This is a genomic window from Phycisphaerae bacterium, from assembly GCA_019636475.1.
Taxonomy (GTDB): domain Bacteria; phylum Planctomycetota; class Phycisphaerae; order UBA1845; family UTPLA1; genus JADJRI01.
This window is the reverse complement of sequence record JAHBXN010000004.1, coordinates 168357-191467: the sequence shown is the minus strand read 5'-3', so window position 1 is coordinate 191467 and position 23111 is coordinate 168357. Positions and strand designations below refer to the sequence as shown.

The window sequence follows — 23111 nt, the reverse complement described above, 5'->3', positions numbered from 1 at the left end:
AGCCAAACGCCGCGACGCTTCCCGCCGCCAACGCAAACGCATAGTCTACGGTTTCGTGTCGGTCCTCCGCAAACGGATTCGACATGTGCGATCGATCTGCCCCCCATTTTAGACGACCTTTCGGCTCCAAAGCTCACGGCCCTGCGGGTGGTGCAATGTTCCACAGGCCGCTATACTCCCGGATATATTGGAATGCATCACCTCGCCGCAAACGAAAGCCCTCTGGCGTGCACACAGGGCGCGGTGTCGGTGCTCTGCCAAGTGCCCGAGAGGCAATTGCTTATGGCGACAGCCCGAGAGTATTTTCGCAACATCTTCGACACCGTCCGGACCATCGCAATTGGGATGAAAATCACCCTGAAGTATTGCTTTGCGAAGACGGTGACGGTCCAGTATCCGGACGTTGCGCCGGTCGTGAAATCGCGCTTTCGCGGTTTCCATTGGTTCGAAGCCGAAAAGTGCATCGCATGCGACCAATGCGCGAAAGCGTGCCCTGTCGACTGTATTTACATAGAGAAAAGCGGTCCTCGGAAAATCGACAAGGCCAGCGGCGTGGCCGTTGGCGGTGCGTTGGAACGATATGCGATCGACTATTCCAAATGCATGTTTTGCGCACTTTGCACGGATCCATGTCCGACGGACTGCATCCACATGGGTGAGAATCACGATCTGAGCGCCTACACCCGCGAAGACATGATTGTCGAATTTACCGAATTAGCAAAGCAAGGGAAACAAACGCCGGAACCCTACTGGATGCAGAAGCCGAATATGCCGGCCTGGGCAGGTGACATGAAACAGCGCTGGGAGGAACGCGCCAGGCCCGTTCGCGAAGAAATGCTTAAAGCGCTCCAGCCGTCCAAGGGAAGCTGAACCGCCGCCAGACGAGGCGGAAAAATCTGCGCCGGATCCGAGCCAGCGCAAAGTCGTGCAGGTTGACTGACTGTGAAAACTGACAAACCGGTCCATGGATAAAGCAAAATGGGTCACGATCTCGTTTTCGGAGTTCTTCTCTTCGCCCTCGCCGGCTTTCTGATGGCCTTCGTCGCTTTGTTGGCCGGAAAGTTTCTGAGGACATCCCTGCCGCATCCCGACAAGGATTCGGCCTACGAGTGCGGCGAGCCGACCATCGGTTCGAGCTGGGTTCAGTTCGATCTTCGATTTTATGTGGTCGCGCTGGTGTTTCTGATTTTCGACATCGAAATCGCCCTCTTTTACCCGTGGGCGGTCGTCTATAAGTCGGCGGGCGTGGCCGGCCTGTGGGACATGCTCTTCTTCTTCGCGGTGCTGGTGCTCGGATTTCTCTACCTGTGGCGATTCGGCTACCTTGACTGGGTCCGGGCCACGGAAGGACAACGCCAGCCAGTCGAAGCTCGGCCGGACGATCGGATGGGTAAAGCCGCGCGGCAGTGGGCCTGAAACAAGAGGCCCGGCTCCACGCGGCACCCAAGCGCCGGCTGAGACGGGCGAGCCGCATCGGACGAAGACTTGTCGGAACGAAAGCAATTTGCGGATTGGTGAGATATGAGCTGGATCGAGAATCGCTTTGAAGAAGGCATGATCATCACATCGCTCGATTGGGCGATCAACTGGGGTCGAACGTGCAGCATCTGGCCGATGACCTTCGGCCTGGCATGCTGCGCCATCGAGATGATGGCCATTGGCGCCAGCCGATTCGACGTGGACCGTTTCGGTGCGGGCGCCTTTCGCGCCAGCCCACGTCAGGCCGATCTGATGATCGTCGCCGGCACCGTGACATACAAGATGGCCAGTCGTGTCAAGCGACTCTACAACCAGATGCCCGAACCGAAGTACGTCATGGCGATGGGCGCCTGCACGATCGGCGGCGGTCCATACTTCAAGAACGGCTACCATGTCGTCAAAGGCGTGGACCTCGTCGTACCCGTGGACATCTACGTCCCCGGGTGTCCCCCTCGACCTGAGGCGCTGATCGAAGGACTGATGCGCCTGCAGGACAAAATCAAGCACCAGTCGCTGGCCCGGGATCGCTGGCTGGCCGTCAAGGACGCTGCATTTTCACCGGCGACCACCGCAACAAACTAACCCTTATCTTCGCAGAATGTGACAAGACTATGGCACCAGAAGAACTGGCGGATTTGTTGAAAAAGCAGTTCGGCGAGAAGATCGCCGGTTTCAAATTCGAAACCGCGCATCCTCGGATCGAAGTTCGGCCGGATGCCTGGCCTGAAGTCGCCCGATTTCTGAAGAGCGATTCGCGCCTCCAGCTCAATTTCCTTCGCTGCATTACGGCCGTTGACTTGCTTGAGGACGAACAATTTGCAGCCATATACGACCTGCTTTCAGTTCGATCCGCTGCCAGGCCCGGCGCGGCATGGACCATGGCCAACGAAATTGCGTTCGAGATCAGAGTGCCGCGATCCGCGCCGCGCATACCCACGGTCGCCGATGTATGGCGAGCGGCCGATTGGCACGAGCGAGAGGCCTATGACCTGATGGGAATCGTCTTTGACGGCCATCCCGACTCCGTGACCGATGAGGACGGCACCCACCCGCGCCGAATCCTCTGCCCCGACGACTGGGCCGGGCACCCCCTTCAGAAGGACTACAAATTCCCGATGGAGTATCATGGCATCCCCGCCGTGACTGAATACGAACAGACGCGACCCATTCATTGACCGATTCGACCGAGCTTCCCTTCGTAAGCGAAATTCAAATTGAGGAACGCACAGACCATGGCTGACATCACCCTCGAAGCCCAGCCGGACATCAACCTCGATCTTTCAGTTGATCGCATTCAGCAGGAAGACCTACCCACCGAGGAAATGCTCGTCAACATGGGGCCGCAGCATCCCGCGACCCACGGCGTGCTCCGAGTCGTCCTTCGCACCGACGGCGAGATGGTGCTCGAGTCCGTGCCGCATATCGGCTATCTCCATCGCTGCGCCGAGAAGATTGGTGAGACCGTCCAACCTTACCAGTACGTACCCTACACGGACCGAATGGACTACCTCGCGGGTATGAACAACAACCTGGCGTTCGCGTTGGCTGTCGAAAAGCTCTCCGGGCTTGAAGCCGAGATCACCGCACGAAGCCGATATATCCGGGTCATCTTCGCGGAACTGAACCGCATCGCTTCGCATCTCGTCGCAATCGGCACATACGGCCTCGATCTCGGCGCGTTCACGCCATTCCTCTACTGCTTCCGCGAGCGAGAGTACATCCTCGATCTTTTCGAGAATACCTGCGGAGCCAGGCTGACCTACAGCTACATCACCATTGGCGGCGTGACGGACGACGTGCCGGAAAACTTCATCGACGTCTGTACGGAGTTCCTCGATTACTTCGAGCCGAAGATCGACGAATACAACAACCTGCTCTCATACAATCACATCTTCGTCAAACGAACCGGAAACGTTGGCGTCATCACGGCAGCGGACGCGATTGAGTACGGCCTGTCAGGTCCGGTCCTGCGTGGATCGGGAGTCAATTTCGACCTTCGCAAGGCCAAGCCCTATTCCGGCTACGAAGAATTCGATTTTGATATTCCCGTCGGCGATGGACGCAAAGGCACCGTCGGCGACTGCTGGGACCGCTACTTCGTACGCATGTGCGAGATGGAGCAATCCGTGAAGATCATCCGCCAGGCCCTCGAAAAGCTTCGCGGCACCGAAGGCCAGGAAACGCTCCACAAGAAGGGCAAAACTCTGAAACTGCCCGATGATGAAGTGTACTTCGAAATCGAGAATCCTCGCGGACAGCTTGGTTTTTTTGTTAAAGGCGACGGCGGCGCGATTCCCGCTCGCGTAAAGGCCCGCGGCCCCAGCTTCTGCAATCTCTGCATCACGGAAAAAGTCGGAAGAAACGTCCTGCTCGGCGACATGGCTGCCATCATCGGCAGCATCGATGTCGTAATGGGTGAGGTCGATCGTTAATCGACCTGACCTCGCACGTCTTTTTTCCGCAGGCTTGCGGCATTTCCCACTTCAGTTGGGGAAATGAGACCGCCCTCCCGAATTCTTGACCGCATCTCCCGCCTCAAGTCGTGACGCGACCCGCATCATCGGCTGTTTTCGAATCACCAAATGCGCCGCCTCCACAGTCCGGCATCGAAGTTGCTTAGTTCTTCCGGGGCACCCGGACAACGTGCTTGGAAATTTCAATTATTGATGCTCGGCTTTGCTGTAGCCGTTCGGAATTTTCGCCAATCACGAATCTTGATGCCGAGCGGAGGTTTTCGTCATGTGTATGACTCGCCGCTCCGTGCATGCCGTCTTCGTTGCCTTCTCCACTACCGTCACCCTGGTATCAACGGCCGATGCCCGACCAAACATCCGACAATCTTTCTTCGCCCAGTATCCGAATGCCGTGAATACGGTACTGGACTCGGTGCCGAGTCGCCCGGCCCACTGCGGACAATGCCACTTGAACTTTCTCGGCGCAGGCACACGAAATGGATATGGCGACCGCCTTGCCCAGGTGCTTGGAAGCTATCCAAACACCGATGCCGGTCGCCGCAGCGCGATGGTCTTCATTCAGAACGAGGACAACGACGGTGACGGCTACTCAAATCTGACGGAGATCACCGACTCCGTCGCCTACGGAAACACGCCGACCTTCGCCGGATTAACTCCCGCCAATGTCGGAAGTGTCTCCAATGTGGCACTTTCGGATATTCAGAATCACCTCGTCCCGGCCACCGCCGCCGACACCACTCCGCCGGCTGTCACCGTTCTCTATCCGAATGGTGGCGAAACACTCATGGCGAATAGTGCAATCAATGTGCAATGGACAGCCGTTGACGCAAGCGGCATCGCCCGTATCGACATCCTGATTTCCGAGGACGATGGCGGAAAATTCAGAATCCTTGCCCAGAAGCTGACGCAAACAGGGACGGCAGGCCAGGCCACAGTCTTCATTCCAAACCGCCCGACGCCGCTCGGTCGGATCCGAATCGAGGCAACCGACAATGCAAGTAATCTCGGCGAGGATCAAAGCGACTCGGCATTCGTCATTCAGTCTCCACCCGGTGGCATCGTGCCGACCACACTTCGCGACTTTGATCTGCCGGGAACTCAGCCATTCAATGCAGCGCCGCTCAATAATCCCGAGAACTGCTCCGCTTGCCACGGCGGCTATGATGCGGCCGTTGAACCGCTCTTCAACTGGCAAGGCAGCATGATGGCGCACGCATCGCGCGATCTACTCTTCGAAGCGTGCATGACCATTGCAAACCAGGATGCGCCGGATAGCGGTGATTTGTGCGTGCGCTGCCACACGTCGAGCGCCTGGCTCGACGGACGATCCGTGCCGACAAACGGCTCGGCCGTGTTGCCGACAGACAAGTTCGGCGTCTCCTGCGACTTATGCCACCGCATGGTGGATCCCGTCGCCGATCCATCCAACCCGCCGGAAGACACGGCCATACTGGCGGCGTTGCGGGATATACCACTGGAGTTCGCAAACGGCATGGTTGTGGTCGACCCGCAAGAAAGCCGCCGGCGCGGGCCGGTTATCGACGCCGTTAGCCCTCATGAGGTGGTTGTTTCGCCGTTCCACCGAGAGGCTGCCTTGTGCGGCTCTTGTCACGATGTCAGCAATCCGGCATTCGAAAAGGACGCAAACGGCAACTACGTCCCGAACGCATTTGATACACCACCGACAAGTACGGCGTCCAATCGGCTCATGCCGATTGAGCGAACATACAGCGAATGGCTTCATAGTGCCTTTAACTCACCAACGGGCGTATACGCGCCACAATTCGGCGGCAACCGCGAGTTCGTCGCTACCTGTCAGGACTGCCACATGCGCGACGTCACAGGCAAGGGCTGCAACGACCCCACCGCGCCGATACGCAACGACCTGCCCCTGCATGATATGACCGGCGGCAGCACCTGGCTGCTGAGCCTGATGCCGACGCTATTCCAGGATGTCAACCCGGCGGCCGTGGCGGCCGGCGTCACGCGCGGTCGATACATGCTGCAAAATGCCGCAACGCTGACACTCGCTCAGGACGGAAGCACGCTCTCGGTCAGAGTCACCAACGAGTCCGGGCACAAACTGCCCACCGGCTACCCCGAGGGCCGCCGAATCTGGATAAATGTCCGCTTCTTCGATGCGGACGAAGTGCTGATGAAGGAATCAGCGGCGTACGATCCGGCCACCGGAATTCTCTATCATGACGAGGAGGCAAAAATCTACGAAGCCAAGCCGGGACTGGACGAACTAACCGCTGGAATCGTCGGTGTCGAACCCGGTCCATCATTTCACTTCGTCCTGAATAACCGGATCTTCAAGGACAATCGCATCCCGCCGCGAGGCTTCACCAATGGCGAATTCGCGAATTTCGGGGGCGCGCCGGTCGGGGCGGCCTACGTCGATGGCCAGCATTGGGACGACACAATCTACATAATTCCCGATCAGACTGCGCGCGTGGAGGTTCGACTGTACTATCAGAGCACGAGCAGGGAGTATGTCGAGTTCCTGCGGGACGAAAACACCACTAACAGCAAGGGACAGGAACTATATGAACTCTGGGCTGGAAACGGCCGGTGTCCACCTGAGTTGATGGTGTTGGACTCGCTGGTTATCGCTCCCGTCATTCGGCCGGGCGACATAGACGGCGACGGCGATGTAGACGCCGAAGATGTGGTCCTGTTCACCGGGGTCCTGGTCGGACAGGAGACAACGCCGATTTTTGTGGAGCGATCGGACTTGGATCAGAACAACCTCGCCGATGGCCGGGACATCGACGAGTTCATCGCGGCTTATCTCGGAGGATAAGAATCAGGTCGCCTTTGGATGTTACAGCGACGGCGGCAGGATTACCCCGCGTCCTTGCCCACCCCCAGATCAAGAGCCAGGATCTTCTCCCGATCGCGCAGATACAGCGTGCGACCGACAAGCGTTGGAACCGTCCATGCTGTTTTCTTGCATAGGCCCTTGGTTTTAGCCAGAAGGCGATACTTTTCCGGATCTGCCTTGATCAGCACAAGTTGACCGTCCTCATCGAAGACGATCAGTTTGCCGTCGGCCGAAAGCACGTTTGCCTTGGAGATGCCGCGCTGCCGCCAGCCCATCTTTCCGTTCCTGGCATTTACGCACGCGAAGAACGCCGGCCCGAAATCGCCGCTGCTGCCATAAACCCAGTCTCCGACTCGAACCGCGTCACCGTGCTGAATCTTGAGCTTTGGATTGAACCAGATTTCCTTGGCGGCCGGCTGACTGCCGGCCATCTCAAGTTCAATGCCGCGGCTGCCCATTCCGTAAGCCGACGAGACGAAAAGCAAATTGTCCGCCCCGCACCAGACCGGCGTCGATATGTTCGCGCCCCACTGAGTGGGATGATCCACGGACCACAACTTCCTGCCGTCCTTCGGGTCAAGTCCCATGACGGCGCTGCCGCTGAATGCGATCAGTTGTTTGACGCCATGCGACGTGATGGCCAGCAGCGATGCATACCCCGGACTGAAGTCGCCTCCATGCCATGCCACGGATCCGTCCGACTGATTGAATGCCATCAGCGCGTTGTCGCCTTCCTTGCTGACCGGAAGGATGATCTTGTCTTCAAAGGCAAGCGGGCTCGAGCCATAACCGCGCATTTGCAGCGACGCCTTGTACTTCTCATGGAGGTCATGCGACCAGATCACCTTGCCGGTCTTCTTGTCGAGGCAGTGCAGCTTCGCCGTCGATCCGATTGCGAACAGCCGATCGCCCACCAGGAGCGGCGTGCTGTGAGGCCCGGGACCGAACTCCATCTGCAAGTCCTTTGGCCAGGGCGCGGCATATCGATGCTCCCATCGGGTTTCCCCGGTCTTTGCATCGAGCGCGACAACGACTTCATCACCTTTGAATGCGTCATCTTTGTCCCGGATCGAATACTGCGTGTACAGCGTATCGATGTCGCTCACGATCGCTGAAAATCCGTCGCCCAGCGGGCGCTCCCACAGCTTCGGCGGACCGTCTTTGGGCCACCGATTGGCCAGGCCCGTGGCACTGCTGCAGAAATTGCGATCCGGACCGCCCCACTGCAACCAGGGTGTCGGGGCATTGGCCGCGGTTACCGGGTCAGCCGGCTCCGCCAGCGCAGCCGCTTCCTCCGCCTCTCGCGCGGCTTCGGCCGCCGCGATGCGCTGTCGGTTTTCGCTCTTGGCTTTGATGCGATCCCCGACCGGCGCGATGGAATAGACCTGCTTCGTCTCAATCTCAAGCTTCATCATGGGGGCGTCCGGATCCTGGCTCCACCACGGCGGCACCTCGATCTTCGAATTGATCTCGCGTCGAACCTCGACGAACGCGCCGCGCTGCACATCGAACCGGCCGATGCCGGTGATGGATCCGTCGATCTTGCTGGGACGCTTATTTTCCGCCGGCTTCTCATCGGGGTCCTTTGCGACAGTTCCGGAGAAAGTGACGATAGCGATCTCACCGTTGTCAGACTTTTCGATGCGATCCAGTTTGCATTCGTAAGTGAGAATCGCGCGGCCGGCCTGACCAAATGCCTCGTGCCGCGTCTGCTTCCACGTGTCCCCCGGCTTTACATCGCGATTCGCAAACAACGCGAATGGGAGTTCACCGAAAATCGCCTTGAGCTGCGCGTCCGACATATCCTCGTCCGACAGGCTTTTCGCCACGAAATTCTGCGGACCGAGGTCCGTGAGTTCCTTGCGAATCGCCTCTCCACCCTCGATTGACCGAGCAAGTCCATCCGCGCCGATAACGATCTTCATGGGCTTGTCCAGGATGGGGGTGAAGGCGGCCTTGTAATCCGGAGAAGCATCCTCGGAATCCGGCGCGTCAGTGTCATAGACCGAGGCAATCGCAGGACTGAACGACATGTAGCCGGTCAACCGATCGAGCGTGGCCCTGATTTCAATCGCATCACCCTTCGAGGCCACGTCCTCGATCAGTCCGTAGAAGGATCGAGTCTTGATGTCCATCGGCTTACCGTCCGGACCGGTCGTCTTCTGAACCGATTCGGTGTCGAACGAGGCATAGACCGTGGTGGGCCCGGCGTACTTCGGCTTGAGCGGAATCGAATCGGCAGCCAACGTCGGCAAACCCGCAATTCCGAAATAGGCACAAGCCAATATCCCTGCGAATGCATGGATTGAGATCCGACCCCCAAGCTCGTTACGAATGCGGTGCATCATCATGCTCCTCAATTGGAAAACCCACTTTCGCAAATAGGTGCGGCCTTTTCCTACGGCTGTCGCTGACGGCACAATCCTCGCGCCGTTCACCAACTACGCTTCATTCAAACCGTCTTAATTCCGTAAACCGGCGTGTCCGAACGGTATCAGACTACCAGCGCCCGGCGAATACGGGAAGCGGCCTTCACCGCCGTGAAGGTGCGCGGCGTCATTCTCCCCTCATTTCGGTTCCATGGCGCCTCGCGGCATTCCTAACGATCCGTCTCGGGAAGCCCCATGCCCCGGCGATCCGGTGAATCCGGGCGCTTCGGCGGGGCGTAAGGATGACGCTTGATTTCTTCGAGCATCAGACTGATCGCACGATCAAGCTGCGGATCGGCGCCGTCCTGCATTTGAGCGGGATCATCCACGACCAGAATGTCAGGATCAACGCCGTGGCCCTCGACACCCCAGGTCCCATCCGTCTCGTAAAACCCGAACGTCGGAACATTGGTGTTTCCACCATCTATGAAAGATGGATTGCCGCTGATGCCGACCAGGCCACCCCAGGTTCGCGTGCCGATCAACTGGCCCAGTTTGTTGTGCCGGAACAACCACGGGAACATGTCGCCGCCGCTGCCTGCGAGGCCGTTGATCAGCATGCACTTCGGCCCCTGCTGCGAATCCGGCGGCCACATCCAGTCGCGACCGTCGCGCCGCGCCCAGTAATTCGTCACCGGACGATTGAGCAGCTCGATGAACCGCGTCGGAATTTGCCCCCCGCCATTCCAGCGTTCGTCGATAATAAGCGCAGCCTTGTCCTTTTGTCCGTGGAACTGCCGCACGAGATCGTTCTGGCCATCAACGCCGGTATTGGGAACGTAAATGTAGCCCACGCGGCCGTCCGAACGGTCCGCGACGTATTTTCGATTACGCTCGATCCACGCGCGATATCGCTGTGAACCCTCTCCGGGAAGTGTCGTGACCAGGACCTCGCGCGCCTTGTCGTCCATCGCCGGCTTCTCGCTCACCGTCAGCGTCACCGTTGCGCCCGCCAGTCCCTGAAATGCCGCCCAAGGATCACGCGTCACATCCACCGGCACGCCGTTGACCGCCAGCAGATACTCCCCCTCGTTGACCAGGTTCCCGGGCGCACGAAGCGGACTGCGCGCGTCCGTGTCCCAGGGTCCGCCTTCGTGGATCTTCCCGATGCGATAGGCTCCGTTCTCCAGCGAGAAATCACACGAGAGCATCCCGACCGCCACACTCGGCTCCTTGTCGGTATCACCAAGCCCCCTCACGTACGCATGCCCCACGTTCAATTCAGAGATCATCTCGCCGATCACATAAGTCACGTCCTCACGCGACGTGCAATCCGCCAGCATCGGCTCATACTGCCTGCGAACGGCCTGCCAGTCCATCCCATGCATGTTTGAAACGTAGAAGTAATCTCGGTGCAGTCGCCAGGCTTCCATGAAAATCTGGCACCATTCTGCACGCGGGTCCACGTCAATTCGCATCCCGGACAACGGAACCGACTTCTCCAGCTTCTGATCGACCGCCGCATCCACCACAAAGTAGGACTTGGCGTCCTTGCGAATGAGCAGTTTCTTGCCATCATCGCTCATCACGAACTCGGCCACGTCGGCCGCAACGGTCTTTTCCTCTTTCTTGTCCGCCTTCTCATCCTTCAAATCGAGCAGCCTGATCGACGGCTTGTCGCCGGAACCCCGGGCGGCGCGGGTGTAAATCAACTGCCCCTTGTCGTTCACGCAAAGCCCGTAGAACTGCCCTCGATCAACCGGCAGTTCAAGCGCCCGCGCCTCAAAACCCTCAAGGTCGATCTCGACCGGCTTCACTTCCTTCTTCTTCTCGTCCTTGTCTTTTGACTCGCCCGACTCCGGCTTGTCGCCGTCGCCTTTTTCGGCGCCGGCCTTGTCACCCTCTTTGGATTCCTTCTTGTCACCATCCTTCTTGTCCGCATCGCCACTCGGCTTCTCTTCATCATTCTGCGGAGCAAGCGGCGATTTGACGTCGCGCCGCAGCGGAACAGCGACCAGTTTTGACGTATTCGAATAGACCCAGGTCGTGCCAAGATCTTCATACACCGGCGACGAGAAATCGCGATGACTGGCGAAATAAATAAAGTCGCCGTCACGGTCGAAACAGGGCGACACATCGTCGAACATGCCGCTCGTCACCTGATGGCGCTCGCCCTTCGCCACATCGTAAAGCCAGATCGCGGCATTGCGATTCTCGCCATTCATCGAATACACCAGCCAACGCGAATCGCGCGACCAGTTCGGCCGCACCTGATCGCTCCACGGATCCTTCTCGATCTGCTTCACCTCGCCGGTCTCCAGCGTGCAAATATAGATCGCTCCGGTTTTGTCCGTGAACAGCAGTTGCTTTGAATTCGGAGACCACGAAGCCATGAAACGAAAGCACGCGCCGTCCTTCGTGACGCGGCGGGCAGCCGACTTCCCGTCCGACTGAACAACGTAAAGCTCGTACTCGCCGGAATCGTCTGACAGGTAAGCAATCCACTGGCCGTCGGGGCTCCATGTCCCGTCGCGGTCAAATGCCCCGTCGCTTCGCGTGAGCCGGCGCGGCGCCCCCTTTCTTGACGGCACGGTCCAGATGTCGCCGCGAGCGCTGAACACCGCGCGCGCCCCCGTCGGCGAAATGTCCCACGAGGAAATCCACTCATCCGCATCGATCTGACGACGCCGCAACTTCGGCCGATCCCCCGGAATCTCAACCTCAACCGGCGTGGACTGTTCGGTCTTCAGATCCAGCAGATACAGCTTCGGCCCATACTGGAATACGATCTCACCTCCACCATCGGCACCCGGCCCGATTGAAGGCCATTTCACATCATACTCGGCGAAGTCCGTGATCTGCCGGCGCTGTGCCGAGGCTGTGTCATACGCCCAGATATTGAGTCGATGGTTCTTGCCCGTGTCGCATAGGTAGTACACGGTCTTGCCATGCCACATCGGGAGCGTGTCCATTCCCTCCCAATCCGTAATCTGCCGGGACTGCTTCGACTTCAGATTCAGCAGCCAGATATCCGTCTGCATGCCGCCGCGATAGCGCTTCCACGTACGAAAATCGATCGCGTGCGGCGTATACGCAAGCCATTCTCCATCCGCGCTCACCGCGCCGTTCGCACCATACGGCACTGGCAGCGCCGACGGCATCACGCCGCTCGTCGGGACCATGTAAAGCTGCTGCTGACGAGCGAGTCCCGCGAAACCGTTGGTCATGTAGAGCAATTGCCCGTCCGGCGTCCAATCGCAGAGTTGCTCCGCGGCCGGATGATAGGTCACGCGACGAGAAATGCCGCCCTCGGTCGGAATGACGTACAGATCGCGATTGCCCTCGTAGTTGCCGACAAATGCGATCTGCGAACCGTCCGGGCTGAACTTCGGCAGCAGTTCCGCGCCGGGCGGAGATGCCAGAGGAGTGGCAACGCCCCCCGTCCGCGGCACCAGCCAAAGATCATTGGCATATACGAATACAATCTTCGTCGCGCTCACATCCGGAAATCGGAGCATCCCACCGTGTGGCTGATGTCCGTCCGAGGCAATGCCGGTCGCCGGTACGATTCCCGAAATCACCGCAATAAGCAGTCCGCGCCACTGCAACGAAGATGACACCGAAAATGCAGATCGAACCACGTTCATCGACTCTCCCCGAACGAACCGCGAAAATCGGGCCGTTTTGAAAAATGGCTGTCTAAGACGGGACCGGCGCCGCACCGGTCGATGGGCAACAACATACTCGCGATATCCGAATTCCGCGACACAAGCCCGGACCGTCGAAATGAATGCGAGCTTTCATGCTCAGAAACGATGACGGAGACTGACACTCACGCTTCATCACCGGCCGAACACGCCGACCGGTTCCGATCGGGGCAATGCGAAGCGATCAGAGCAGAAGCCCCAGATGGCGAAATCGAGCCGATCAACGCAAAACACCCGCCGACAGTGTCGATTCAACATCCTGACGCACTTTTTGACCCTGCAATCGACCGAAGCGCGGAATTGGATGAGTCGGCGCAGAAAGGTAGCATCGCACCCTCATCAGTGCCCGGCGTGTTGATTATTCGGAAACGGCGAAGGGTTCAACGGGCGAATTTCGACGGATCGAGCGAGCCCAGACCCTGGCCCCAATCGATGGTCAGTCCGCCGCGACGAGGCTTGTTGCGGCGCTTCTCCGCTGCCGCCTGCTCCGCCTTCTCGCGGGCAATCTCTTCCGGCGACGGCTCTGGCGGCGGCTCCTTCAAAGAAAGGCCGATCTTCTTCGCTTCGCGGTCAAGCTTGAGCACGCGCGCTTCGATTTCCTGCCCAACCTTGACCACATCAGTCACTGCCTTCACATGGCGATCCGACAGCTCGGAGATGTGAATCAACGCGTCCACACCCTCTTCCAGGTTGACGAACGCGCCGAAATCGGTCGTGCGGACAACTTTGCCGGTGACTTTCGAACCGGCCGGATACCGTTCCGCGACAGCCTCCCACGGATCGCCCTTCAGTGCCTTGAGGCTCAACGACACGCGTTCCTTCTCAGGCTCGCAGCTCAGCACCACGGCCTCAATCACGTCGCCTTCCTTCACAACATCCGATGCCTGACGAACGCGCTGAGTCCAGCTCATTTCACTCACCGGCAACAGCGCATCCAGCCCCGGCTCCAGTTCCACAAATGCGCCGAAGCTCTGCAGGCGCACAACGCGCCCGCTTACCTTCGACCCGGCGGAGTATTTCTCGGCCGCCGACGTCCAGGGATTGGGCGTGACCTGCTTCAGGCTCAGCGAGATTTTCTTCTTCTCTTTGTTGATCTTGGTGATCTTGACTTCAATCTCGTCGCCGACCTTGACGACGTCTTCAGGCTTATTGACGCGGCCCCAGCTCATGTCGCTGATGTGCAGCAGTCCGTCCACGCCGCCCAGATCAACGAACGCGCCATACTCGGCGAGATTCTTGACCTTGCCGCGTCTGGTCTCTCCCACTTTCAGCAGGTCAAACTGTTTCTCGCGATTCGCCTCCGATTCACGCTGCAGAACTTTGCGGCGCGACAGAACGACGCTCTTCTCCTCAAGGTCGAACTTGGTCACTTCGACGTGAACCGCCTGGCCGATCAGATCGGATATATCCTTCACGAAGTGTACGTCAACCTGGCTCGCGGGAATGAACCCGCGAATGCCCTCGATATCCACCTCCAGGCCGCCCTTGTTCATGCCCGTGACCTTGCCTTCAACAACCAGGCCGACGTGCATGTTCTTCATGATAGAAGCCTGCTTGGCCTGCTTTCGCGAAACCTTCAACAGGCCGCCGACATCATCAGTGCCTAGGACCAGCACCTCGATCGCATCACCGACCGCGTAGGACTCGTGCTTGTCGATTTCCATTTTCGGAACCACACCAAGCATCTTGGTGCCGAAGTCGATCAGCACATCTTCAGATCCGATGTTCGCCACGCGTCCACGCAGAAGGTCTCCCGCCTTCGGTTCACCGGCCGATGGCATGGACGGAGCGGTCTCCGCCGCGCCGGACGACTTCAGTTCAGCCATGGCGGCTTCCAGCTCGCGATCGATCGATTCGTCCTGATCGCTGGCAATGGAGGCCGCGAGATCAGCCGCCGAAAACTTGTCTGGCGTCCCTGCCGCAGTGCGAGGCGCGCCTTCCACCAGTCGCGCGGAACCTTGCCGTTGTGCCGAGCCCGACGCGGAAGCCAGTTCATCATGTGGCGATTCCGGCGGGCGCGCTTCGGTGGAGAGATCAGGCTTGTCAGAACTAAACGCGGATGGGTTTGACGTGGGATCCATGACCAAAGACTTTCCTGAGTCACTGACGCGCGACGGAACAAACTGCCGCGCAGGCGATGCCGCGTTTGCGACTCCTGTCGCTCGGCGGCAACTAACGGGGGCAAGCCGACCGGGCACAGACGGCATCAAAAAGCCGACGCAAAGCGAGCGGCTCGGTCCTGCCTCCGAGATCGGCTGAAGTCTTCATTCTTTCGGTGTATCTGATTGCGCCAGACTGTGTCCGAACCATTCTCCAATTCTGAGACCCTAGAAGATACCCGAATCCCAGTGCCAAGTCGAGTCCATTGCACCAGGTTCATCAGATCCTGAAAAAACTGCAACAAATGCGGGCCTTCAATGGAAAAGGCCCCGGCGTGTCCACGCACACCGAGGCCTTTGATGCATCCGATTTGTGCAGTTCAGCGCCGCTCCGGCGGCAATTCAATCCGCCGAATCAAGGCGGCCGGACTCAAAAGTCCTCCGGCTGCTTCAGATTGCCGTCCCGGTCCAGAAAGCCTTCCAGCTTTCGGCAGCGGACCGGATGCTGGAGCTTCCGAATCGCCTTCGCTTCGACCTGACGCACGCGCTCTCGCGTGACCTTGAAGATCTTGCCGACCTCTTCGAGCGTGTAGGTGTAGCCGTCACCAATCCCGTATCGCAGCTTGATGATCTCGCGCTCGCGGTAGGTCAGGCTCTTCAGTACCTGCTCGATGCGATCCTTCAACATCTCGTTGCTGGCCGTGCTCACCGGGCTCTCAGCCGAACCGTCCTCGATGAAGTCACCGAAGTACGAATCCTCGCCCTCGCCGACCGGACGATCGAGCGAGATGGGATGCCGGCTGATCTTCATGACGCGGCGGACTTCGCCGATCGGCATTTTCGCGCGCTTGGCGATTTCGTCCATCGTCGGTTCGCGGCCGAGTTCCTGGAGCAGTTCACGGGAGATATTCCGCAGACGGCTCATCGTTTCGATCATGTGAACCGGAATGCGAATGGTGCGGGCATGATCCGCAATCGCGCGGGTGATCGCCTGGCGAATCCACCACGTCGCGTACGTGCTGAATTTGTAGCCGCGCTTGTACTCGTACTTGTCGACCGCTCGCATCAATCCCGTGTTGCCTTCCTGAATGATGTCGAGGAACGGCAATCCGCGGTTGCGGTACTTCTTCGCGATCGACACGACAAGACGCAGATTGCCGCCGGACAGCTTCCGCTTCGCGTCTTCATATTCCGCGTAGATTCGCCGGATATTGATCACGCGCCGGCGCAGCATCTCAGGCGTCTCAAGCACGAGGTCCTGAAGTCCCGCCAATTCGTCGCGCATCGCCTCGATTTCCTCCGCCGGAGCGGAATCAACGGTGCGAGGATCGTTAAGCCGGCGATCGAGGTCCATCATCTTGTCTGACAACGCGAACAGTTTGCGCATCATCGGCGTCACTTTGCTCGTGCGCAGCGCGAGTTCCTCGAACAGGCGCACGCACTTTCGCCGACTCCGGTTGATCGACCGCCAGATATCGTCCACCGCCTTCGCGGAAAGACTCGAATCTTCGAGCTTGACCCAGTTCTCCTGATTCTGCTCCATCAAGCGCCGTGCGGTCTTCAGGTTCCCCGGCAATCGCTGCAGAACCGTCTGCTTCGCCTGATTCTCCCCCGTCGAAATCTTCATCGTCCGGTCGAATGGCAACGTCCCGTCATGCACCGCCTGGAGCAGTTCAGCCGCCGTATTCAGGCTGCAATCGGATTCCAGCACCATTCGACGAAAAGCCATCCGGGTCAGTTCGATCTTCTTGGCCAGAGAAATTTCTTCCGTGCGCGTCAACAGCGGAATCTCGCCCATCTGGGTGAGATACATCCGGACCGGATCGTCGATACGCCGGCTCGGCGTCTCAACCGTGGCCTCATCATCCGCTGTCACCACGGCCGCACCCACCGCGACCGACTTCTTGGCGGACGGATCGGCAGAGACGATTTTCGAAACATCCGCCTCGTCCACCATGTCGATGCCGCTCTCCTCCAGGCGCAGCAGTATCGACTCCAGGCGATCCGGCATTACGGCCTCGTCCGGAAGCGCCTCGTTCAGTTCCTCCCACGTCAGGAAGCCGCGTCCCCGACCCGTGTTGATCAACTCCGTAATCGCGGAATCAATCGAGTCGGCGGGCGGGGCACTGATGACGGCCGTCGCATTCGCGTTTTTCTTGCTCATTAATCGAGACACTCCGTGCAGCTCCAAATGCGGACCCGAACCAAACAACCGAATGGAGCCGCATCCGGGCCTGCCTCCTACAGCAGTCACCGCATGGTGCTCCGACACGCAGGACCAGGTCAAACTGCGCGTCGTTCGTTTGTCTGGCGATCGTTCGTGAAGTTCATACGCAATTCACGAAAAATCGAAAACGGTGTCCTGTCTCCTTTACTCTCGTTTCAGTCCCTTACTGCGCCGACTCCCGGCGTCTTGCGATCCGCTTCAGTCGGCGCCCTTGATCGGCGGGCCGGCCAGATACTTCCGCGGTGCAAAATGACTCACTCGGCGGGATACATCCGTTATCGCGACGGCCATCGCACGTTGTGCGTCCTGCGTCGCCGAACTGCACCCGTTCAAGCTAGCCTCCTCCATGAGGGCTTTCGAACTTTCCTTGGATTTCAACTCGGCCAGCAGACGCTCGCGATACTCCGCGTCGCGAATCTCGGCCAGACGTTCCATGCAATGAGCCAGCGACGCCTCGTGGTTGCCGCAGCGATCGCCTTCGGCGTACATCCGGGCGATTAACCGCGCGGCTTCAGTCGATTCAAATCGGCCGATCAGCCGAGAGACATCGAACGCATGAGCCTCGTCGGCAAGCATCTCTTTTAGTGCCACGATGATGTCCCTTAACACGGGATCGTCAACGTCCGCCGCGTCGAAATCCGCCGCGATCGATTCATGAAGTTCCGGGGCGTTCAGCAGCACCGAAACAATCTCACGAACTACCGTCGTCCGCTCCCCGCGTGTCCGGACGGTCCGCGAAGGCATCGCCGCCGGGCCCGCGACGGGCGCGTTCCGGCGAGAAACGATACGCATCTGTCGATTAACTTCATCGATCGACAGGCCCAGCAGTTTCCCCACCTGATTGAGAATTAACCCCCGTTGAATCGGCACGATGGCGCCAAAATCAGCCGAACTGGCGACCAGAGACAGGTACTCTTCCATCGCCTGCATTCGGTCCACACCAGACTCAGCACCGCGGTAGCGATGTCTGACCTGATTCCATTTGAATTCTAGCGCGTCAACCGCTGAGGTCAAAACAGCCTCGAAGGACTTCGCCCCCTCTGAAACGAGCAAATCAGCCGGGTCTTTCCCTTTTGGGACGTGCGAAAGCCGGACATCCAGCCGCTCACTGATGAAAACGCCCAGTGATCGATCCGCCGCCTTCCGCCCCGCATCGTCTGAATCGAAAACGAGAGTGACCCGATCGACATACCGCCGAAGCAAACGGGCGTGCTCCGCTGTCAACGCAGTGCCCAGGGTCGCGACCGTGTGTCCGAAGCCGTGCTGCTGCGCCAGCAGACAGTCAATGTAGCCCTCAACCACGACGGCCACGCGCGTCCGCGCGAATGGGTCCTTCGCGTTTTGAATTCCGAAGAGACAGCGACTCTTGTCGAACAATAGATTCTGCGGCGAATTCACATACTTCGCCGGATCATCCCCCAGCGCCCGGCCGCCAAAGCCGACGACCCGATTCATTGAATCGAAGATTGGAAAAATGAGCCGATTGCGGAACGCATCGTAGGTCGTCCCATCTTCGCGTCGACGCAGCAGGCCCGCGACGGCGAGCCACTCCGTCGGAATCTCCGCGGCCGCCGCTGAATTGCGAAGCGCGTCCCAGCTTTCCGGCGCGAAGCCGATGGCGAAGGACCGGGCAAACTCCGTGTTGATTCCGCGTGTTTCGACGTAGTGCCTCGCGCCCTGCCCGGCCGTCGATTCCCACAACTGCTTCTGGAACCAGCGCAAGGCCCATCGATTGACCCGCTCCAGATCCGATTTACCCGGCTCATCCGAACGACGCGAGTCGTCTCGCGGCTTGGGCCTCTCAATCTCGATGCCGGCGCGCTGAGCAAGATACTCTATGGACTCCGAGAAACTGATGCCTTCCTTGGCCTGGATGAACTTGAAAACATCGCCCCCCTGCCCGCATCCGAAACAGTGGAAAATCTGCTTTTCCGGCTGCACGCTGAAAGACGGCGTCTTCTCATTGTGAAATGGACAGAGGCCCTTAAAATTACTACCGGATCGCTTCAACGATACAAAGGAGGAAATGACGTCGACAATGTCGCTCGCCTGACGAATTCGCTCTGTCAGATCAGAAAATTTCTGACTGGCCACTCAAAGGGTCCCCATCGTGACGAGCTCTCAGAGGCCCGACGCCGATTAGCTGCATAACATCCTGTCTCGCAAGGTATTGCGCGTCATGCGCCGCTTGTCACCCCCCGAATGGGGTATGTAGAGACACACAAATATAACACCAACATTGGGAATGGGCAAATTATCGGCGATTTTTTGTGTATCGGACAAAACCCTAAGTACAATCCCGTACAATACTTGGCACAGTCTGATAACGGTGTTTCACTCTCGAGATTGCCGGTCGGCCGGCCACGTCTGCCGACATCCACAAATCAAGGAATTTGATGGTACAAAACATGTCCGATCATGAGCAGAGCGACGCCGAACCTTCCCCTCCGGACGAGTTGGGCAGGCTTCGCAGGAAAAATCGGACCGCCTTTTTACGCCGGTTGCTGATTGTCGGACTGGCATTGGCGGTGGCGGCAGCCATCGAGTGGCGCCGGGAAATGGCCATCGCGGTGATTGGCAGATGGTACGAAATCAAAGCCGGTGCCCCGGCGATGGGCGTATCCGGCGCACTCGGACTTATCTACGATGAAAACGCCGTTATCGTGGATGTGCGCTCCGCGAACGAGTTCGCTGTCAGTCACCTTCCTGGAGCGCTGTCTTTGGATTGGGACGAACTGCGACAGCGGGGATGGCCCCCCAACTGGCCGGTCACGCGGCCGGTCGTGGTTTATTGCACCCGGAGCGACCGAAGCGCTCCCGCCACAGCATTTCTGCGCGAGCGCGGAATCGCGGCAAGCAGTTTGACCGGCGGGATCCTCGCATTGGCGATTCATGATGAGCAGTTGGTGGGCGATCACGGCCAGACCTGGAGGGTGAGCCTGCGGGCTTCCGACCATCCGTGGCTGCTGCCAAAGAAGTACACGGCGATACAGGCCGATATCGGGCAATAGACCTGAACCTTCCGCCGGGATCGATCGGCAAAGTCCGCGTAAACGGGCGTTCGATGCGCCCGGAAAATGCTTGCATTGAGCCTCGAACCGGCGTAAAGTCTAGTGAACACGGGGGGTTGAACGGACCGAACCAGCTGGGTTGACCTGAGCCGCACGCCTGCGTTCCCACCGAAGAACTACCACAACCCGATTGGGATCGGTTAGATTGCCGAAGTAACCCTGCCGAGCCTCTGCTGTATTGAGGTATTCAGACAATAAACTCCTGTTCGTGCCCCCTTTGTTTCCGCTGCGTGGAACGCAGCAAGTCATAAGGAGACATCCATGATTCGTGATCGACATCTTCTCGCCGCGGCGGCGCTCGCGCTACTGCTCTGCGGCGGCTTTGTTCGAGCGGACGATGAACCGACAGATTCGGCACCGCCCGCGGCACAGCCCGAGGAGAACCAAAGGGCGATCGAACAGTCGAAATTGGTCGATCAACTGGCCGCCGAGCATGAATTGCTCTGGCAGAAGGCCGTGGCAACTTTCCGAGCAACCGAGCGCGAGATACGCACGGCTGTCATCAACGAGAACTTCGCAGAGGCCAATCGACTCCTTGCCTACGCGAAGTCCACGATTGAGACGAATCGCCGATACGCCACCCCTGCCTCTGATTACGAGTTGTATCGCCAGCAGGGCCGAGACCTTGAAGGCTACATTCAGGATGCTGAACGACAGTATCAGGAACAGATGATCGAGCGGCAATACCGCGAGATTCAGGCCCGCGAAGCTGAAACCGCGAAGCTCGTATCGGAAACCAAGGCTCGCCAGATCGAGCAGTTAATGAATCGCGCGACGGAGCTGAACAAAGAGCGCCGCCTGGCTGAATCGATTCAAACCCTTGATCAACTACTCGCGATCGATCCTTCAAACGGCCAGGCACTCTGGATGAAGGAAGTGATCGGCGACATCATTCAGAATCGCCGCGACCGGAAGGCCGTCCTTGATCGATGGTCGGAGTCGCAGGACGTGTTCATCGAAACTGATGAAGCCGGCATCCCCATCAATGATCTCGTGACCTATCCGGGCGACTGGCTCGAGAAGTCTGCTCGCCGACGCGACACCGAAGCGGAAGGCGAATCGGAAGCCACGATTCAGACGCGCGAGCGCCTGCGCAAGATCGCTCCGGAATTGAAGTTCGACGGGAAGACCTTCGAGCAGGTCATTGAAGAGCTGCGGGCCCTGACGGGTCTGAACATCGTCCCCAACTGGACGGCGCTCGAAGCCCAGGCCATCGAAAAGGAACACGAAGTCAATATCAAACTGAACAACGTTCGCTTCGAGCAGGCGCTCGAGCTGATTCTCAACGAAGTCGGCGGCGGCGACGTTGAACTGGCCTACGAGATCGATGAGGGCATCGTCCGGATTTCCACGAAGGACGACCTGAGTCGCCGGCGCCTCACTAAAGTCTACAACATTCAGGACCTGCTGATCACGGTCCCGACTTTCCGCGGCCGGCAGATCAACCTTTCCCAGATCGGTCAGAACCAGCAGCAAGGCGGCTTGGGCGGCGGTCGATTCCTTCAGGGTCTGGGCGGCGGTGGCCAGGGCGGCGGAAACCAGGGTGGTCTGTTCGGCGGTAATGAAGGCAACGAGGAAGAACCCGACACGGGCGAAGATCCGATGCAGCCGATCATCCGGCTCATCCAGGAGACGATCGATCCCGAGAGCTGGCGCGAGGCGGGCGGAAACGTCGGCTCAATCTCGTCGTTGCAGCAGCAGTTGATCGTCACTCAAACTTCGACCGCTCATGCCCAGCTTCGTGACCTCCTGAAGGACCTGCGCAAGGCGCGGGCGCTTCAGATTGCCGTTGAAGCGCGCTATATCACGGTGACAAGAAACTGGCTTGAGCAGATCGGCGTCGACCTCGACGTGATTCTCAATAACGGAAACGCGGGTTTCGATCGCACGACGATCCTCGACCCGGCGACGAACAACCCCGTGCTGGTTCCCCGACAATTCGTCCGAAACGGCTTCACCCCGGGCGCGCCGGGCGGCGTCGGAATTAACCTGCCGACCCAGCCATTCGGGCAGCCCTACGGCCAGCCGGGCCTTGTTCCGGCAGCCGGGGACATCGGCCCACACAGCAGCCGATTCACGCCGATTCCGATCGCGAACAATACGCTCGACCTGGCGGGACCGGCCAATACCAACATCAACGGATCACTCGGCAGCATCGCCAATACGACGCCGGCGTTCCAGATCTTCGGAAGCTTCCTGGACAACATCCAGGTCGACTTCCTGCTACGAGCGACGCAGATCGATCGCCGCGCGAGCGACCTCGATGCCCCGCGACTCGTTCTTTTCAACGGCCAGCGTGCAACATTCGAGGCATTCATCGAGCAGGACTATATCGCGGCATTGACACCGGTCATCGGCGACAACGCCGGCGCCTTCCTGCCGCAGGTCGACACGGCTTTGACCGGTCGATCCCTTGACGTGCAAGCCACCGTCTCGGCGGACCGGCGCTATGTGACGATGACCGTGCGAACGTTCACCCGCGTGACGGGCGACTTCCGCACGGTGTTCTTCGGTGGTTCGCAAACGGTGGGTTCGGGATTCATCGAGCTTGCCACGCAGACGACCCAGCAGATCCGGACGACCGTTTCGGTTCCGGACGGCGGTACCCTGCTCATCGGCGGTCTGAAGCTCTCCGGCGAGCGAGATGTGGACGCCGGCGTCCCAATCCTTTCCCGAATTCCGATTCTGAAGCGGGCATTCTCAAATACGTCAAACGTAAAGGACGATCAGGTGCTCCTGATCCTTATCAAACCGACGATCATCATCCAAAAGGAAACCGAGGCGGATGCATTCCCGTCGTTGTCATCGTTCACCGGCGAGTGATGCCGGGCGACCCGACGCTTCGTTAAGCATCCAAA

13 protein-coding genes are annotated in these 23111 nt (G+C 59.0%); 8 read left to right on the top strand and 5 right to left on the bottom strand.

Features of this window, described 5'->3' with window-relative positions; all coding sequences use genetic code 11:
• The first annotated feature begins 192 nt into the window (after positions 1–192).
• From KF841_08275 to KF841_08250, 6 genes are all read left to right on the top strand, one after another.
• Positions 193–870 carry an NADH-quinone oxidoreductase subunit I gene (locus KF841_08275; protein MBX3395350.1) on the top strand — a complete coding sequence of 226 codons (678 nt, stop codon included), beginning with the start codon at positions 193–195 and terminating at the stop codon, positions 868–870.
• Positions 871–978: 108 nt separating this feature from the next.
• Entirely contained in the window at positions 979–1416 is a 438-nt protein-coding gene (locus KF841_08270; GenBank protein ID MBX3395349.1) for an NADH-quinone oxidoreductase subunit A, read from the top strand.
• Positions 1417–1521: 105 nt separating this feature from the next.
• Complete coding sequence (nuoB, locus tag KF841_08265) at positions 1522–2061, top strand: NADH-quinone oxidoreductase subunit NuoB (protein MBX3395348.1); 540 nt, start codon at positions 1522–1524, stop codon at positions 2059–2061.
• A gap of 29 nt (positions 2062–2090) precedes the next feature.
• Positions 2091–2654 carry an NADH-quinone oxidoreductase subunit C gene (locus KF841_08260; GenBank protein ID MBX3395347.1) on the top strand — a complete coding sequence of 188 codons (564 nt, stop codon included), beginning with the start codon at positions 2091–2093 and terminating at the stop codon, positions 2652–2654.
• A gap of 57 nt (positions 2655–2711) precedes the next feature.
• Positions 2712–3911, top strand: a complete 1200-nt coding sequence (locus KF841_08255; protein ID MBX3395346.1) for an NADH-quinone oxidoreductase subunit D — start codon at positions 2712–2714, stop codon at positions 3909–3911.
• A 307-nt stretch (positions 3912–4218) separates the two neighbouring features.
• Entirely contained in the window at positions 4219–6759 is a 2541-nt protein-coding gene (locus KF841_08250) for a hypothetical protein (GenBank protein ID MBX3395345.1), read from the top strand.
• 41 nt (positions 6760–6800) lie between these two features.
• On the opposite strand, the gene KF841_08245 is transcribed toward KF841_08250, so the two are convergent.
• The 5 genes from KF841_08245 to dnaG all read right to left on the bottom strand — a co-directional run bounded on the left by KF841_08245 (position 6801) and on the right by dnaG (position 19276).
• Complete coding sequence (locus tag KF841_08245; GenBank protein MBX3395344.1) at positions 6801–9035, bottom strand: PQQ-like beta-propeller repeat protein; 2235 nt, start codon at positions 9033–9035, stop codon at positions 6801–6803.
• Between the two features lie 344 nt (positions 9036–9379).
• Positions 9380–12796 (bottom strand): PD40 domain-containing protein, encoded by a 3417-nt coding sequence (locus tag KF841_08240; GenBank protein ID MBX3395343.1) that lies wholly within the window; start codon positions 12794–12796, stop codon positions 9380–9382.
• A 440-nt stretch (positions 12797–13236) separates the two neighbouring features.
• The gene (locus tag KF841_08235; protein ID MBX3395342.1) at positions 13237–14937 is read right to left on the bottom strand and encodes a S1 RNA-binding domain-containing protein; all 1701 of its coding nucleotides are present in this window, start codon (positions 14935–14937) and stop codon (positions 13237–13239) included.
• Between the two features lie 448 nt (positions 14938–15385).
• Positions 15386–17119 carry an RNA polymerase sigma factor RpoD gene (gene rpoD, locus KF841_08230; protein ID MBX3395341.1) on the bottom strand — a complete coding sequence of 578 codons (1734 nt, stop codon included), beginning with the start codon at positions 17117–17119 and terminating at the stop codon, positions 15386–15388.
• A gap of 261 nt (positions 17120–17380) precedes the next feature.
• Entirely contained in the window at positions 17381–19276 is a 1896-nt protein-coding gene (gene dnaG, locus KF841_08225; protein MBX3395340.1) for a DNA primase, read from the bottom strand.
• 302 nt (positions 19277–19578) lie between these two features.
• Between dnaG and KF841_08220 the strand changes: the two genes are divergently transcribed.
• Complete coding sequence (locus KF841_08220; GenBank protein MBX3395339.1) at positions 19579–20193, top strand: rhodanese-like domain-containing protein; 615 nt, start codon at positions 19579–19581, stop codon at positions 20191–20193.
• Positions 20194–20514: 321 nt separating this feature from the next.
• Positions 20515–23076: a hypothetical protein gene (locus tag KF841_08215; protein ID MBX3395338.1), complete on the top strand. Its 2562-nt coding sequence runs from the start codon at positions 20515–20517 to the stop codon at positions 23074–23076.
• Positions 23077–23111 lie beyond the last annotated feature (35 nt).

Bases quoted from the DNA above. Each gene is read 5' to 3' on its own strand.
- KF841_08275 (MBX3395350.1), top strand. From the start codon at position 193: ATGCATCACCTCGCCGCAAACGAAAGCCCTCTGGCGTGCACACAGGGC.
- KF841_08270 (MBX3395349.1), top strand. From the start codon at position 979: ATGGGTCACGATCTCGTTTTCGGAGTTCTTCTCTTCGCCCTCGCCGGC.
- nuoB (MBX3395348.1), top strand. From the start codon at position 1,522: ATGAGCTGGATCGAGAATCGCTTTGAAGAAGGCATGATCATCACATCG.
- KF841_08260 (MBX3395347.1), top strand. From the start codon at position 2,091: ATGGCACCAGAAGAACTGGCGGATTTGTTGAAAAAGCAGTTCGGCGAG.
- KF841_08255 (MBX3395346.1), top strand. From the start codon at position 2,712: ATGGCTGACATCACCCTCGAAGCCCAGCCGGACATCAACCTCGATCTT.
- KF841_08250 (MBX3395345.1), top strand. From the start codon at position 4,219: ATGTGTATGACTCGCCGCTCCGTGCATGCCGTCTTCGTTGCCTTCTCC.
- KF841_08240 (MBX3395343.1), bottom strand. From the start codon at position 12,796: ATGAACGTGGTTCGATCTGCATTTTCGGTGTCATCTTCGTTGCAGTGG.
- KF841_08235 (MBX3395342.1), bottom strand. From the start codon at position 14,937: ATGGATCCCACGTCAAACCCATCCGCGTTTAGTTCTGACAAGCCTGAT.
- rpoD (MBX3395341.1), bottom strand. From the start codon at position 17,119: ATGAGCAAGAAAAACGCGAATGCGACGGCCGTCATCAGTGCCCCGCCC.
- KF841_08220 (MBX3395339.1), top strand. From the start codon at position 19,579: ATGGTACAAAACATGTCCGATCATGAGCAGAGCGACGCCGAACCTTCC.
- KF841_08215 (MBX3395338.1), top strand. From the start codon at position 20,515: ATGATTCGTGATCGACATCTTCTCGCCGCGGCGGCGCTCGCGCTACTG.